Annotated in this window: 14 protein-coding genes; 6 read left to right on the forward strand and 8 right to left on the reverse strand. The window is 61.5% G+C overall.

Features of this window, described 5'->3' with window-relative positions:
• Positions 1 to 41: 41 nt before the first annotated feature.
• Positions 42 to 2,516 carry a TonB-dependent receptor gene (locus ABL914_RS02815; RefSeq protein WP_391561635.1) on the forward strand — a complete coding sequence of 825 codons (2,475 nt, stop codon included), beginning with the start codon at positions 42 to 44 and terminating at the stop codon, positions 2,514 to 2,516.
• A gap of 60 nt (positions 2,517 to 2,576) precedes the next feature.
• Here the strand turns inward: ABL914_RS02815 and ABL914_RS02820 are convergent, their stop codons facing one another.
• The 5 genes from ABL914_RS02820 to ABL914_RS02840 all read right to left on the reverse strand — a co-directional run bounded on the left by ABL914_RS02820 (position 2,577) and on the right by ABL914_RS02840 (position 6,345).
• Positions 2,577 to 3,044: a YbaK/EbsC family protein gene (locus tag ABL914_RS02820; protein WP_391561636.1), complete on the reverse strand. Its 468-nt coding sequence runs from the start codon at positions 3,042 to 3,044 to the stop codon at positions 2,577 to 2,579.
• A complete protein-coding gene (locus tag ABL914_RS02825) occupies positions 3,041 to 3,313 on the reverse strand; it encodes a hypothetical protein (RefSeq protein ID WP_391561637.1) in 273 nt (90 codons plus the stop codon). The genes ABL914_RS02820 and ABL914_RS02825 overlap by 4 nt, the downstream gene beginning before the upstream one ends.
• 3 nt (positions 3,314 to 3,316) lie before the next feature.
• Complete coding sequence (ubiB, locus tag ABL914_RS02830; protein WP_391561638.1) at positions 3,317 to 4,867, reverse strand: 2-polyprenylphenol 6-hydroxylase; 1,551 nt, start codon at positions 4,865 to 4,867, stop codon at positions 3,317 to 3,319.
• Positions 4,864 to 5,595: a class I SAM-dependent methyltransferase gene (locus ABL914_RS02835; RefSeq protein ID WP_391561639.1), complete on the reverse strand. Its 732-nt coding sequence runs from the start codon at positions 5,593 to 5,595 to the stop codon at positions 4,864 to 4,866. The genes ubiB and ABL914_RS02835 overlap by 4 nt, the downstream gene beginning before the upstream one ends.
• 228 nt (positions 5,596 to 5,823) lie before the next feature.
• Positions 5,824 to 6,345, reverse strand: a complete 522-nt coding sequence (locus ABL914_RS02840) for a DUF1993 family protein (protein WP_391561640.1) — start codon at positions 6,343 to 6,345, stop codon at positions 5,824 to 5,826.
• Positions 6,346 to 6,456: 111 nt separating this feature from the next.
• On the opposite strand from ABL914_RS02840, the gene mutM reads away from it, so the two are divergent.
• From mutM to dnaA, 3 genes are all read left to right on the forward strand, one after another.
• Positions 6,457 to 7,272: a bifunctional DNA-formamidopyrimidine glycosylase/DNA-(apurinic or apyrimidinic site) lyase gene (gene mutM, locus ABL914_RS02845; RefSeq protein ID WP_391561641.1), complete on the forward strand. Its 816-nt coding sequence runs from the start codon at positions 6,457 to 6,459 to the stop codon at positions 7,270 to 7,272.
• Between the two features lie 177 nt (positions 7,273 to 7,449).
• Positions 7,450 to 7,710: a 30S ribosomal protein S20 gene (gene rpsT, locus ABL914_RS02850; protein ID WP_391561642.1), complete on the forward strand. Its 261-nt coding sequence runs from the start codon at positions 7,450 to 7,452 to the stop codon at positions 7,708 to 7,710.
• A gap of 465 nt (positions 7,711 to 8,175) precedes the next feature.
• On the forward strand, positions 8,176 to 9,654 hold the full coding sequence (dnaA, locus tag ABL914_RS02855; RefSeq protein ID WP_391561712.1) for a chromosomal replication initiator protein DnaA: 1,479 nt from the start codon (positions 8,176 to 8,178) through the stop codon (positions 9,652 to 9,654).
• On the opposite strand, the gene ABL914_RS02860 is transcribed toward dnaA, so the two are convergent.
• Complete coding sequence (locus ABL914_RS02860; RefSeq protein WP_391561643.1) at positions 9,651 to 10,421, reverse strand: SDR family NAD(P)-dependent oxidoreductase; 771 nt, start codon at positions 10,419 to 10,421, stop codon at positions 9,651 to 9,653. The genes dnaA and ABL914_RS02860 overlap by 4 nt on opposite strands.
• 81 nt (positions 10,422 to 10,502) lie before the next feature.
• Here ABL914_RS02860 and ABL914_RS02865 point away from each other — a divergent pair, with 81 nt between their 5' ends.
• A complete protein-coding gene (locus ABL914_RS02865) occupies positions 10,503 to 10,847 on the forward strand; it encodes a hypothetical protein (protein WP_391561644.1) in 345 nt (114 codons plus the stop codon).
• Here the strand turns inward: ABL914_RS02865 and ABL914_RS02870 are convergent.
• The gene (locus tag ABL914_RS02870) at positions 10,844 to 12,532 is read right to left on the reverse strand and encodes a class I adenylate-forming enzyme family protein (RefSeq protein ID WP_391561645.1); all 1,689 of its coding nucleotides are present in this window, start codon (positions 12,530 to 12,532) and stop codon (positions 10,844 to 10,846) included. The two genes, ABL914_RS02865 and ABL914_RS02870, sit on opposite strands and share 4 nt — an antisense overlap.
• A gap of 102 nt (positions 12,533 to 12,634) precedes the next feature.
• On the opposite strand from ABL914_RS02870, the gene ABL914_RS02875 reads away from it, so the two are divergent.
• Positions 12,635 to 13,408 (forward strand): HesA/MoeB/ThiF family protein, encoded by a 774-nt coding sequence (locus ABL914_RS02875; RefSeq protein ID WP_391561646.1) that lies wholly within the window; start codon positions 12,635 to 12,637, stop codon positions 13,406 to 13,408.
• On the opposite strand, the gene ABL914_RS02880 is transcribed toward ABL914_RS02875, so the two are convergent.
• Positions 13,394 to 14,101, reverse strand: coding sequence for an NAD-dependent deacylase (locus tag ABL914_RS02880; protein WP_391561647.1), 708 nt, complete (start codon positions 14,099 to 14,101; stop codon positions 13,394 to 13,396). The two genes, ABL914_RS02875 and ABL914_RS02880, sit on opposite strands and share 15 nt — an antisense overlap.
• Positions 14,102 to 14,155: the final 54 nt, after the last annotated feature.

Here is a 14,155-nt window from a genome sequence, read left to right on the forward strand (position 1 = left end):
TCAGGATTCGCCGGTTCATCCCGGACAACAAGGGGTCTCTCATGTCCAAGCGTTTCGCTCGCGCCACTTTCGCGGCACTTGTCTCATCAACCGCGCTGATCGCAGCGCCTGCTTTCGCGCAGGACGCCCCGGCGGCAGAAGAGGCTCCGCCGCCAGAGTTGGTGGTTACCGCGCAGAAGCGTTCGGAAAGCCTTCAGAACGTGCCGATCTCGATCCAGGCGCTGGGCACCAAGAAGCTCGAAGATCTCAACATCTCGAATTTCAGCAATTATGCCCAGCAGCTGCCTTCGGTTTCGTTCCAGGGCAGTGGCACACCCGGCGTCAATGTGATCTACATGCGCGGCGTGGCATCGGGCGGTGATGGCAACCACTCTGGCTCGCTGCCTTCGGTTGGCGTCTATCTGGATGAACAGCCGGTCACCACGATTGGCGGCAATCTTGATGTTCACATCTATGACGTTGCCCGGATCGAAAGCCTGTCGGGCCCGCAAGGCACGCTGTATGGCGCTTCATCAGAAGCCGGGACCATCCGGATCATTACCAACAAGCCCAATCTTTCGCGGGCCGAAGGCGGGATGGATCTGGAAATCAATTCGGTTACGGGCGGCGGGTTTGGCGGCAAGGCTGAATTCTATGGCAACGCACCGCTGAACAGCAACATGGCGCTGCGCGTGTCTGGCTTCTATCAGCGCGATGCCGGCTTCATCGATAACGTACCAGGTCAACGCTGCTTTCTGACCACCGGCTGCTTCAACAACGCGGCCTATGTTGAGAAGGACTACAACGAAACCGAAACGATTGGCGGCCGTGCTGCGCTGGGGATTGAGTTGGACGATAACTGGACCGTTACCCCCAGCGTCCTGTTCCAGAGCACCAATTCAAACGGCATGTATGCGTTTGATCCAAGGGTTGGCGATCTGCAGGTGCAGCATTCTTTCGATGAAAACCGGACCGATAGGTTCACCCAGGCCGCGCTGACTATTGAGGGCAAGATCGGCAGCTGGGATGTAACCTATGCCGGTGCTTACCTTGATCGAAAGACCGCCAGTTCCGCTGATTATACAGACTATGCCGAAGCCTATGATGCGCTCTATGCGGCTTCCGGCGGGATCGCTGGCTATCTCTATGTCTGGGATCAGTTCGGCAATCCGATCGATCCGCGCCAGCGGGTTCTGGGCAGCGATCACTTCAAGAAGTTCAGCCAGGAACTGCGGGTCGCTTCGCCTTCGGACAAGCGTTTTCGCGTGGTTGGCGGGCTGTTCTACCAATATCAGTCGAACGATATCCATCAGGATTACCAGGTTACCGGTCTGGGCCCGCTGGTTTCGGTAAATGGCTTGCCGGGCACGCTGTGGCTTACCCAGCAGCACCGGATTGACCGCGATTACGCGGCATTTGGCGAAGCGAGCTTTGACCTGACCGACAAGGTAACTTTCACCGCCGGGGTCCGCGCGTTCCGCTTTGATAACTCGCTGATCGGGTTCTTCGGCTTTGGCCGCAACCCCGGCAACTGGTATTCGGACGGTCCGTTCAACGCGGCTGGCTCTTCGCGGACTGGTGTGGCGGGCTGCTTTACCACCACCGGATCGCGGCTGCGCCCGGTGGCAGGCACGCCAGGCACTGTGTTGGCTCCGCCGGCGGTTGCCGGATCCCCATGTACCAATCTGGGCGTGTGGAGCGGCGGCGAAGTAGTCCCGGTTCAGGCCAAGGGTGACGGGCTGACCTGGCGCGCCAACCTGACCTTCAAGCCGACTTCGCGGTTGATGGTCTACGGTACGGCATCGAAGGGCTACCGCCCGGGCGGGATCAACCGCCGCGCCGATGTTGCCCCGTATGAGCCGGATTACCTCTACAACTTTGAATTCGGCTGGAAGGCTACGCTGGCTCCGGGTCTGCGTTTCAACGGCGCGGTCTATCAGCAGAACTGGAAGAAGTTCCAGTTCTCGTTCCTGGGCGCGAACAGCTTCACCGAAATCCACAACGGACCCGATGCGCGGATCCGCGGGGTAGACGTTGATCTGAACTACTCAGGCGGCCCGCTCTCTATCAGTCTGGCTGCGGCCTATACCGATGCGATTATGACCAAGAATCTGTGCGCGGTTGATGATCCTACCTTCGCCTGCACAGCGCCGGGCAATTCGATCTCGTCGCCCGCTGGCACCCGCCTGCCGGTAACGCCGCGCTTCAAAATGTCGGGCACGATGCGGTATGCCGTTCCGATGGGTCCGGACACCAAGCTCTATGGCCAGATCAATGGTTCCTACCAGGGTTCGGCCAGCAGCGAAGTGCGGGCTGGCCCCGCCGCAACGATCGGCATGCTGCCCTCGTTCGGAACGCTCAACCTGGCGTTCGGTGCTGATCTCAGCAAGCTCAACATCGAAGTGTTCGTGTCGAACCTGCTCGATGAACGGGGCCAGACTTCGCGCTTCCTGCAATGCGGTCAGTGCGGCCAGCGCCCCTATGTGGTGGCGATCCAGCCGCGCACGATCGGCCTGCGGATGGGCTATGATTTCTGATCCCAGCCAATCGATCTAGAAATGGGGCCTCGGTTCTTATGGGAACCGGGGCCTTTTTCTTTATTCAGGAAGTTTGCAAATCGTGACCCAGCGCGCGCCGATCAGTTCGGCAAGCTGTTTGGGTTCAACTTCGACCGAACTGGTCTGGGTGCCCGCAGCCGGGAATACCGTGGCAAAGGCCAGCAGCGATCTATCCGCGACAATCGGCAGCGGCTGGCTAAGCCCGAACGGGCAGACCCCGCCAACCGCATGGCCAGTTGCCGCCAAAGTCGCTTCAGGATCAAGCATCCGCGGTCGGCCGCCAAATTCGGCCTTGCACAGCGCATTGTCGAGCCGGGCATCGCCGCGCGCGACCAGCAGCATCACGGCATCGCCAACCTTGAACGCCAGCGTTTTGGCGATCCGGGCCGGTTCCACGCCCAGCACCTCAGCTGCCTCGATCACCGTCGCGGTTGAGCGCGTGTGATCGATCAGCTTCAGATCGGGAGCATGGGTTTCAAGCCATGCCTTTACGCTTTCACCGCTCATCGTTCGTTGTCCCGTTCAAGCCGGTAGGCGGCCTTGAGATAGTCCTCGGCCGCTGCCTTGAGCATCGGTTCCTTGGCAAAAGCGTCGGCCGGAAGCGGCGCATCGCCCAGCGCATCAAGCAGGCACCACAGCGCGAACTTGCGGCCAGGCTCGCGCTCAACCCCAAAGCCGATCCGCAACTGGCCCAGCGCGCGTTCAAATTCATCGCTGGTCAGGCTGGATGGATCATCGGTGCCAAAAAAATGCAGCAACAGCGCGTCGAGGTCCATGGCCTAGAGCCAACCCAGCGCCTGCGCGGCCCACAGCGCCCCGCCGCCCAGCACAGCGGCCAGCAGATAGCCCGGCCAGCGCCGCCCGGTCTGGCGGCGATCCCAGATCAGCTCAACCGCGGGCAATGGAGGCGCATCGGGCGCACCGCCTTTGGCCGGAAACTTGTCTTCGATCCGGCGGACCAGATCGGGCAGGCGCAGCAGCGTTTCAGCATCCTTGCGCAGCCGATCGGCTATCGCGGCCTCGGGCCCCAATTCGTCCCGGATCCAGGACCGCACAAATGGCGCGGCCACATTCCACATGTTGATCTGGGGGTTAAGCTGGGTTGCCAGCCCCTCAACCATCACCATGGTCTTTTGCAGCAGCAGCAGATGCGGCTGGGTTTGCATGTCAAATTCGCGGGTGATCGCAAACAGTGAATCGAGCATCTGCCCAACCGAAAGCTCGCTGACGGGGCGGCCGCGGGTTGGCTCACCCACTGCCCGCAGCGCGGTCGCGAATTCATCGACAGAGTGGTAGCTTGGCACATATTGCGCTTCGAAATGGATCTCTGCCACGCGGGCATAGTTGCCGGTGGTCAGGCCATAGAGGATTTCAGCCAGCCACAGCCGGGCCCGGCGATCAATCCGGCCCATGATCCCGAAATCAATCGCGGCAATCGTGCCATCGGCCTGCACGAACAGATTGCCCTGGTGCATATCGGCATGGAAAAAGCCGTGGCTGATGGCCTGGCGCAGGAAGGTCAGCACCAGTTTTTCGGCCAGCGCATTCAGATCATGGCCGGCACTGCGCAGGGCATCGGTTTCGTTGATCTTGATGCCGTCGATCCAGTCGATCGTCATCACCCGGCCATTGGTGCGATCCCAATCGACGCCGGGCACGCGGTAACCTTCGCTGCCCTTCATCACCTCGGTCAATTCCGAAGCGGAAGCCGCTTCGCGCCGCAGATCAAGTTCACGCAGGGTCCAGCGTTTGAAATTTGCGATAACCATGCGCGGGCGCAGCCGCGCCGCTTCGCCTCCCAGGGCCTCCAGATGGGCGGCTGCCCATTCATAGGTCTGGATATCGGCGCCAAATTTTTCGCGGATGCCGGGCCGTAATACCTTGACCGCAACGGTCCGCCCATCGGCGGTTACTGCCCGGTGGACCTGCGCGATCGAGGCTGCGCCCACCGGCATTTCCTCAATGCTTTCAAACAGGCTTTCGATGGGCTTGCCAAAGCTTGCTTCAATCTCGCGGCGGATCGCGGCGAACGGCACCGGCGGCAGGCTATCTTGCAGCTGCAGCAGATTGTGCGCAGCATCTTCACCAACCACATCGGGCCGGGTGGCCAGTGTCTGGCCAAGCTTGATCGCGGCTGGGCCAATCGCCTGGAACGCCCCGGCATAATTCGGCTGGGCAGGCTGGAAGGTGCCCAACCGGGCAATCCGCACCATCCGGCGCACCTGCGGCGGGGTATTGGGATCGCGTTCAATCCCGCGCAGCGCGCCATGCCGCGCCAAAGTGCGGCCCCAGCGCAGCAAGCGCAGCGTATGAGTGAATGGGCCGGTCAAATTTTCCAGCCGGAATGGATCGCCACCAATCCGCCAAGGATCGGTTCAACTTTGGTGCGGGCAAATCCAGCCCTGCGGATCATCCGTTCAAATTCCGGCATTGGCGGAAAGCGGCGGATCGATTCGATCAGATAGCGATAGCTTTCACCGTCACCGGCAATCGCCTCGCCAATCCGGGGTACCAGCTTGTGCGAATAGAGGTCGTAAGCCTCCTTGAAGCCGGGCCATTCGGTGGTTGAAAATTCCAGGCAAAAGAACCGCCCGCCGTGTTTCAGAACCCGGTACGCCTCGGCCAGTGCAGCATCGATATGGGTGACGTTGCGGATCCCGAAAGCGATTGTGTAGGCATCAAAAAACCGGTCGGGAAAGGTCAGCTCCTCAGCGTTCTGGCGTGACCAGACCAGCGCATCGAGGCCCTTTTCCAGCGCGCGTTCGATACCAACATCAAGCATGTCCTGATTGATGTCCGATACGGTGACAGCGGCGCCTTCGCGGGCCATGCGAAAAGCGATGTCGCCGGTGCCGCCGGCCATGTCGAGGATCTGCTCGTCCGGGCGCGGTTTGACCCGGCGCACGAACTTGTCCTTCCACAACCGATGCATGCCCACCGACATCGCATCGTTCATCACGTCATACTTTTTCGCCACCGAAGAAAAGACCGCGCCAACGCGGCCTTCCTTTTCTGCCGCATCGACCGTTTCATAGCCGAAAGAAACCTGTTCGCTCATACCGCCGCGCCTTAGCGACAAGCCGCGCACGGTGCCAGTGAATATGCTGTGGTTACGCAGGCGGAGCGAAGTCTTTGTTGGGTGCGCTATTCGCGTTTGCGACCAGCTTGGCCAGGCCGGCCCGCTCCCCCGGCCCGGCCACCCGCTGAGGATATCCTATGGGTGGCCGGGCCGGGGGAGCGGGCCGGCCTGGCGAGGAAGGACGCAGGTCCTTCCCGCACCAAACAATTACGCAGGCGGAGCGAACATGTAGGGGGCAAGGTGGCCCAGGAAATTCTGCTTGCCGATCGCCACGCCGCCCGCACGCAGGATCGCGTATGTGGTGGTGGCGTGGAAATAGAAGTTGGGAACGGCAAACCCGGTCAGGAAGGTCTGCCCATCAAACTTCAATCCGGCGCCGTTGGGAAAGGTGATAACCACTTCGCGGCCAGCTCCCGCATCAAACGCAGCGGCATCGATCGATTGCAGAAAGGCGATAGTCTTGTCGCAGCGCGCGTTTAGCTGGGCAAATGTGGTTTCCTCATCGGGCATCGCCGGGGCTTCCACATCGGCCATCCGCGCGCCGGCGCCCTTGGCGGCATCCGAAGCGATCTGGATCTGGCGGGCCAACGGAAACATGTCGTCGGCCAGCTTGGCTTGAACAAGCTCAGCCTCGTTGCCCGATGCAGCGGCCACATCCAGCCAGCCTTTGATATTGTTAAGCATGGCGATAAAGCCGGGTACGTGGGTGGCATGAAGCGAAGTGGACATTGTGGTTCTCCCGGGAAGGTTGGTATTTGCGCAGCTTCCTAGCTCAGCCAATTTTCAGTTGCAATAAGAAACTAATTGCAGCCGGGTTAGACCCAAGCCTAGTCACCGCCCATGCCAGAGCTTCCCGAAGTTGAAACCACAGTGCGCGGGCTAGCGCGCTATCTGGATGGTGCGCGGCTGGCCCGGGTGGAAACCCGCCGGGCTGGATTGCGCCGCCCGTTTCCGGTCGATCTGGTCCAGACCCTGACCGGCGCAACGGTCACCGGGCTGGGCCGCCGGGCCAAGTATGGCCTGATCCACACCGATCGCGGCCAGACCATGGTCTTTCACCTTGGGATGAGCGGGCGCTGGCGAATCGAGCCTGACGAGCTGGGCAAGCACGATCACCTGGTGCTGGAAACGGACAGCGGCCATGTTCTGGCGCTGTGCGATCCGCGCCGGTTCGGATCGGTTGATCTGGTTGCAGAACCGCAACTGGCGCAGTGGCCGGCCTTTGCCGCGCTTGGTCCAGAGCCGTTGGAAGACGGATTGACCCCTGCGCACCTCAAAACCGCCCTTGGCGCGCGCAGTGCGGCAATCAAATTGATGCTGCTGGATCAGCGCATCGTGGCGGGGTTGGGTAATATCTATGTCTGCGAAGCGCTGTTTCGTGCCGGGATCGATCCGCGCAAGGCGGCCGGAAAAGTCAGCACAGCGGCGCTGGCCCGGCTAGTCCCGCAGATCAAGGCGGTGATCGCCGAGGCAATCGAGGCCGGCGGATCCAGCCTGCGCGATTTCGCGCAGGTTGATGGAGAGCTGGGCTATTTCTCAAAACAATTCGATGTCTATGATCGCCACGGCCAGCCTTGCACCCGCTGCGGGGCGCCAGTCCAGCGCCTTGCCCAAGGCGGCCGCAGCACCTGGCATTGCGCGGGATGCCAGAAGTGAGGAATTTTTTAGATCGGAGCGCCAATCGCTGCGCGATCGGCCTTGCACCACCAGCTTCAGCCAGACAATGACTCACTCTTGCTTGACGATTCGGACGACCACAGTTAAGGGCCGCGCTTCCCGAGGGGCCGATTCCATATCGGACCCCCGTTTTGCACGAGATTTCTAAGGACGAACATGGCCAATACGCCGCAAGCCAAGAAGCGCATCCGTCGCAACGAGAAGCGCGCCGAGATCAACGGCAACCGCCTGGGCCGCATCCGGACCTTCGTAAAGAAGGTTGAAGCGGCGCTTGATGGTGGTGACAAGACTGCTGCTGCTGACGCGCTTCATGCGGCCCAGCCAGAACTGGCTCGCGGTGTTGCCCGCGGCGTTCTTCACAAGAACACCGCAGCGCGCAAGCTTTCGCGCCTGACCAAGCGAGTAGCTTCGCTCTGATTCGTTTCCTCGGGGCGAATCGCGGTTTTTCCGCGGGCCGGCCGGGACGAAATGCGAACAAAAAACACGAAAGGCCGGCGCATTTGCAGTCGGCCTTTTTCGTTGCGCGACGCAGCATTTTTGCTGCGTTGCACTAAGACCATGGAATCCCGCGATTCGCTTCCGGGGGTATGGCTAGTTAATTGAAAATTATATATATTTTTGGCGGCCGGGAGTTTTCCGGGGGTCATGCAGAGTCAAGGGCAATTATTTCAAATTATTTACAGTCTGCGCCTTGCTCTCACCAATCATCCGTCCATAACCGGGCCTCGGCTCCGGGGCGAATCTAGCCTCCCGGGCTTTGCATGAAAAAAGATGTTCTAAAGTCGGGGTGGGCGCCTGACAGCGTGGCTGCGTGGAAACATGTGGCGGGGAAACTAATAGGTTTCGGGGGCGAAACGGGTGACAGAATTGGGTAATGGCGGAATGCAAGGCAACGGGCCTTCTGCTCACGTAAAGACGGATGCAGACCGGGTGCGGGAGGAGCAGGACGCGCTCGATCTCTCGGCAGACTGGGCTGACATCAGCCAAGGCCTGCGCAAGGATCTGGGCCAGCAGCTGCACAGCCAGTGGATCAAGCCGATTCAGGTTGGGACTGTGTGCAAGGACAGCGCCACGCTGGATCTGTACCTTCCGACCGAATTTGCCGCCAACTGGGTATCAGACCGCTTTGCAGACAGGCTTTCGCTGGCGTGGAAGATCACCCGGCCCGATCTCAGGCAGGTTCGCATCTCGGTGTTGCCGGGCCGCCGGGCACCGCAAGGTTTGCGCTTTGGCGCGGGCGAAAGCGGACGCCGCGCAATGGGCAATGGCGGGGCGATCACCTTGCCAGGCGATGCCCTGGGGATGAGCGCGGCCGAACTGGGCGGCTTGGGGCAGGGCCCGGTCGGGCTTGATCCTTCGCTGACGTTCACCACCTTTGTCAGCGGCAGCGCCAATGTGCTGGCCGGCAATGCCGCACAGCGGATGGCGGCAATCGAAACCCCGCAGTTTGCGCCGCTCTATCTCAAGGCGGCGACCGGGCAGGGCAAAACCCACCTGCTGCATGCGATTGGCCATGCCTATCTGGCCGCGCATCCGCGGGCACGGATTTTCTATTGCTCGGCCGAACGCTTCATGGTCGAATTCGTCCAGGCACTGCGCCAGAACCAGACGATCGAATTCAAGGCGCGGCTGCGCGGGTTTGATCTGCTGCTGGTGGATGATATCCAGTTCATCATCGGCAAGGCTTCGGCCCAGGAAGAGCTGCTCTATACGATCGATGCACTGCTGGCCGAAGGCAAGCGGCTGGTCTTCGCCGCAGACCGGGCTCCGCAGGCGCTTGATGGGGTTGAACAGCGGCTGCTTTCGCGGCTTTCGATGGGCCTGGTTGCCGATATCCAGCCGGCTGATATCGAACTGCGCCGAACAATCCTTGAACACCGCCTTCAGCGCTTCAGCCCCACCCATGTGCCGGCCGATGTGATCGAATTCCTCGCCCGCACGATTAACCGCAACGTACGCGAGCTGGTGGGCGGCCTCAACAAGCTGATCGCCTATGCCCAGTTGACGGGCCAGGCCGTTTCGCTGCAACTGGCCGAAGAACAGCTGACCGATATCCTCTCTGCCAACCGCCGCCGGATCACGATTGACGAGATCCAGCGCACCGTCTGCCAGTTCTACCGGGTTGACCGGACCGAGATGAGCAGCAAGCGCCGGGCCCGTGCAGTGGTGCGTCCGCGCCAGGTGGCGATGTATCTCGCCAAAGTGCTGACCCCGCGTTCGTATCCTGAAATCGGCCGCAAATTTGGTGGGCGCGATCATTCTACCGTGATCCACGCGGTTCGCCTGATCGAAGACCTGCGGACCCGCGATGCCGATATGGACGGCGATGTGCGCAGCCTGCTGCGGCAGCTGGAAAGTTAGGCCGAAAGCCCGCCATCAACGATCAGCTCACTGCCGGTGGTGAACGCCGCGCGGTCGCTGGCCAGGAACACCACCGCATCGGCCACGTTCTGCGGCTCGCCCAGGTGGCCCAGCGGGTGCATGGCTGAGACATTGGCCAGCACTTCGTTGTCACCCACGCCCTGGGCCTTGGCGAAATCATCGATCAGATGACGGCCCATCTTGGTGTCGATCACGCCGGGGTGGACCGAGTTGACGCGGATCCGCGCCGCCGCCAGCTCCTTGGCGCAACCCTTGGTGAACAGCCGGACCGCGCCCTTGGTTGAATTGTAGCAAGTGGCACCTGCCGCGCCTTCGATCCCGGCGACCGAGGACATGTTGACGATAGCGCTGCCGCCGCGCCACAGGTGCGCACGCTCGGCCAAAAGCGGTACCGCCGCGCGGGTGCCCAGAAAAACGCCTTCCACGTTCACACTATGCATCCGTCGCCAATCGTCCAACGTGGTCTCAAGAATCGGTTTGAACAGCCACAGCCCGGCATTGTTGATCAGAATATCCAGCCCGCCGGCCTCGGTGCGCAGCCAGTCCATCGCCTTGGCCCAATCGGCTTCGCTTGTCACGTCCTGCGCGCGGGCGATCCCGCCCAGTTCGGCGGCAAGGGCATCGGGAGCGGCCAGATCGGTTACCGCCACTTTGGCTCCGGCTGCGGCCAGTGCTCGCGCGGCTGCCTCGCCCAGTCCTGTCGCTGCACCGGTCACCAACGCGATACGCCCGTCCAGATCGCCCATTTCTTCACTCCTCTCGCCTGATTCGCCAAGACTAGCATCACGGCTGCGAACCTGCGATGCTCAGCCGCGAAGGATGCTGCTATGAACCTGTTCCGTCTGTTTCTGCTGGCCTACCTGCTGGCAATCGTCAGCTACACCTCGATCACCATCCTGAACCACGGGATCAATCTGCTGCCGCAATTTTTTGGCGATATTGCGATCATGGCCTGGCCGGGTCAGTTCAATTTCGACTTTCTTGGATTCCTGACCCTTTCGGCAATCTGGACTGCGTGGCGCCACCAGTTCAGTCCGGGTGGGCTGGTGCTGAGCGCGCTGGCATTCTTTGGCGGAATGCTGTTCCTGTCGGTCTACCTGCTGGTTCAGATCGGGCGCTGCGAAGGCGATGTTAAAATTCTGCTGCTGGGTGAGCGGCGGGCGATGGCCTAACCCGCCACCTCCGCGCTCAAGGTATCGCGCAGCTCGCGCCGCAGGAATTTGCCGCTGGCATTGCGCGGCAGCGGTTCGGCCATGAACCAGACATAGCGCGGCACTTTGTGCTTCGCCATCAGATCAAGGCAGTGTTTTTTGAGGTCAGTTTCGTCCAGCGCATGATCGCCCTTCAGAAACACCGCCACGCCCACTTCCTCGCCCATTCGATCATCCTTTACGCCAAACACGCTGCATTCGGCGACGGCGGGATGGCGATAGATACAGGCTTCCACTTCGGTGCAGCTGATATTTTCACCGCCGCGGATCACCAGATCCTTCTTGCGATCAACGATATAGACGAATTTGTCCGCATCGATCCGGGCGATGTCGCCGGTGTGAAGCCAGCCGTCTGTGATCGATTCTTCCGTGGCGTCGGCCCGGTTGAGGTAGCCCTTGATTACCGGACTACCGCGCACCCACAGCTCGCCCACTTCGCCCAGCGGCAATTCATTGCCGGCATCATCAACCACCTTGGCATCGAAGCTGGGCATATAGGGCCCGGCGCTATCGGGCCGATCGATGAAATAAGGGCCGGCGACCGAGGTGATGATCCCGCAGGTCTCGGTCATCCCGTATCCGGTGGTAGGGCTGGCGGCGGGCATCTTGCGGGCAATCTCGCCCACCTGATCTGGCGGAACCTGCGCCCCGCCGCCTGAAAGCCCGGTTAGGGTCGAGGTGTTGGTTGCGGCGAAATCAGGATGATTGATAATCTCGCGCGCCATGATCGGCACACCCGAAACGCCGGTGATCCCGTATTGCTCGATCAGTTTCAGCGCTTCGCCCGCATCCCATTTGTACATCAGCACAATCGCCCCGCCGGCCGCGCTGGTCAGATAGGCGCCGCAATTGTTGGCGGTCACGTGGAACAGCGGGGTGGTCAGCAGGGAAACCGGCACCGGCGCTTCGGTTGGCGGCGAAACGCCGGTGGCGCGCTCGGTCGCCAGGGCCTGCGCGGTGGTTGAATAGAGCATGTTCAAAAGGTTCGCCACGCAGCCCCGGTGGGTCAACTGCGCACCCTTGGGAAATCCGGTTGTGCCGCTGGTGTAGAAGATGCAGGCATCTGCATCGGGATCGACGCTGACTGCCGGCATGACGCCGCCCGCCGCGACGATATCGGCCCAGGGGGTGACTTCGGCAGCATAATCAGAGAGCCGCACGCCCACCAGCATCAGATCATGCCCGGATAGTTGGCGGTAACGCGCCAGCCGCTCGGCATCGGCGATCAGCACCTTGGGCGCCGAATCCTTGATGGCATAGTCCAGCTCTTCGCCGGTCCACCAGGCATTCATGCCCACCGCCGCTACCCCGATCGCGGTGCAGGCCCAATAGGCCAGCATCCATTCGGGGTAGTTGCGCATCGCGATCGCCACCCGTTCGCCCGGCACAACGCCCTGGGCGGTCAGCCATGCTGCCAGCGCGTTCACAGCGGTGTGGGCCTGGGCGTATGTCAGCACTTCGCCCTCATAGATCAGGTATGGCCGATCGCCCCAGGCGGCGGTGGAAAGCCAGAATTCGCGCACCGAAGGCGGCGCGTTCTTGAAGGTCTTGATGCGGTTGCCCAGGATTTCCTGTTCGACAATTTCAAACTGTCCGCCCGGCCCGGTCAATTCTTCGCGCACCGCGCGCAGCTCGGCATAATGCATCGCTCATCCCATTTTTGTTAATTGCCCAATTAACTGCCGTATCGCTGCACGGGGGGCAAGGGATTCGTTGTTGGTCCGGCGCTTTGGCCTTATGGGCTGGCCATGGACCTGCCGCCCGAACGCCTTGATCGCTTCGCCCGCCACATCGTTCTACCCGAACTGGGCGGGGCCGGGCAGGTTGCTCTGGCTGCGGCGCATGTGGTGCTGATCGGCTGCGGCGGGATTGGATCGCCGGTATTGCAATACCTGGCCGCGGCGGGTGTGGGGCAGCTGACCCTGATCGACCGCGATGTAGTCGATCTGAGTAACCTTCAACGCCAAACGATCTTTCGCGAGGCAGATCTTGGCCGGCCAAAGGCCGAAGCTGCGGCCGATTGGGTTCGCCGGTTTGATGCTGCCCTCAAGGTAGCGCCCCACGTTGGGACGGTGGGGGGGGACAACGCGGATGCGCTCCTTGAGGGCGCGACCCTTGTGCTCGACGGAAGTGACAATTTCGCGACGCGGCTGACTGTGTCAGACACGTGTGTGCGCCTGGGCATCCCATTAACCAGTGCCGCGATCGGGCGCTTTCAAGGTCAGATCGCGAACTTTGCCGGACATCTTGATGGGCACAGTTGCTATCGCTGTTTCGTTGGGGATGCCTTCGATGCAGAAGATTGCGATAGCTGCGCCGATGATGGTGTGCTGGGGGCGATGGCCGGGATGGTTGGTGCATTTGCAGCAATGCAGGCGATCCGGGTGCTGGTTCAGGGCGCGGCCACGCTGGGCGATCCGCAGTGGGGGCAGCTGCACCTGTTCGAAGGGCTGGTGCCAAGCCTGCGAACCATGCGGATTGCCAGGGATCCTGCGTGTGCTGGGTGTTCAGGCGGCGGCTAGGATTTCATCCACCCAGGCCGGCACAATCTCGCTCGCCAGGCCCAGCCGGCTTTCGTCGAACATGGCCGAACCCTGGCTGGCTTCGAGATTGAGCTCAAGCGTTTGCGCGCCAAGCTCCGCCGCGTTCTGGACAAAGCCCGCAGCTGGATAGACCGCGCCTGATGTGCCGATCGATACGAACAAATCGGCCGCCCGCAGCGCGGCATAGATCTCGCCCATCCGGTAGGGCATCTCGCCAAACCAGACCACATCGGGACGCAGGCTGCGTGCGCTGCAGATTGGACAGGGCGGGCGGCTGGCCATTTCGGTGCGCCAGGCCGATCGGATGTCGCACATGGTGCACCAGGCTTTCAGGTGTTCGCCGTGCATGTGGAGCAGCCGCCGTGCTCCGGCCCGCTCGTGCAGGTCATCGACGTTTTGCGTAACGATCAGCAAGTTGCCCTGCCAAGTTGCATCAAGCCGGGCCAGCGCATCGTGCGCCGGATTGGGCAGCTTTTCCTGGATGCTGGCGCGGCGCATATCGTAGAAGCGGTGAACCAGGTTGGGATCGCGAGCGAAGGCCTCGGGCGTCGCGACATCCTCTATCCGGTGCTGTTCCCACAGTCCGCCGGAACTGCGAAAGGTGTCGATCCCACTTTCCGCGCTGATCCCGGCGCCGGTCAGGATCACGATGTTCTGGATCGTCTTGGTCAATGCAGTTCCCCCGATTCTTAACCTTTTTCGCCTATGCGCAGGGCTCTAGCAACC

This window comes from Novosphingobium sp. (assembly GCF_040079535.1).
Taxonomy (GTDB): Bacteria; Pseudomonadota; Alphaproteobacteria; order Sphingomonadales; family Sphingomonadaceae; genus Novosphingobium.

Bases quoted from the DNA above. Each gene is read 5' to 3' on its own strand.
- ABL914_RS02815 (WP_391561635.1), top strand. From the start codon at position 42: ATGTCCAAGCGTTTCGCTCGCGCCACTTTCGCGGCACTTGTCTCATCA.
- ABL914_RS02835 (WP_391561639.1), bottom strand. From the start codon at position 5,595: ATGAGCGAACAGGTTTCTTTCGGCTATGAAACGGTCGATGCGGCAGAA.
- dnaA (WP_391561712.1), top strand. From the start codon at position 8,176: ATGCAAGGCAACGGGCCTTCTGCTCACGTAAAGACGGATGCAGACCGG.
- ABL914_RS02825 (WP_391561637.1), bottom strand. From the start codon at position 3,313: ATGGACCTCGACGCGCTGTTGCTGCATTTTTTTGGCACCGATGATCCA.
- ABL914_RS02820 (WP_391561636.1), bottom strand. From the start codon at position 3,044: ATGAGCGGTGAAAGCGTAAAGGCATGGCTTGAAACCCATGCTCCCGAT.
- rpsT (WP_391561642.1), top strand. From the start codon at position 7,450: ATGGCCAATACGCCGCAAGCCAAGAAGCGCATCCGTCGCAACGAGAAG.
- ABL914_RS02870 (WP_391561645.1), bottom strand. From the start codon at position 12,532: ATGCATTATGCCGAGCTGCGCGCGGTGCGCGAAGAATTGACCGGGCCG.
- ABL914_RS02840 (WP_391561640.1), bottom strand. From the start codon at position 6,345: ATGTCCACTTCGCTTCATGCCACCCACGTACCCGGCTTTATCGCCATG.
- mutM (WP_391561641.1), top strand. From the start codon at position 6,457: ATGCCAGAGCTTCCCGAAGTTGAAACCACAGTGCGCGGGCTAGCGCGC.
- ABL914_RS02860 (WP_391561643.1), bottom strand. From the start codon at position 10,421: ATGGGCGATCTGGACGGGCGTATCGCGTTGGTGACCGGTGCAGCGACA.
- ABL914_RS02865 (WP_391561644.1), top strand. From the start codon at position 10,503: ATGAACCTGTTCCGTCTGTTTCTGCTGGCCTACCTGCTGGCAATCGTC.
- ABL914_RS02875 (WP_391561646.1), top strand. From the start codon at position 12,635: ATGGACCTGCCGCCCGAACGCCTTGATCGCTTCGCCCGCCACATCGTT.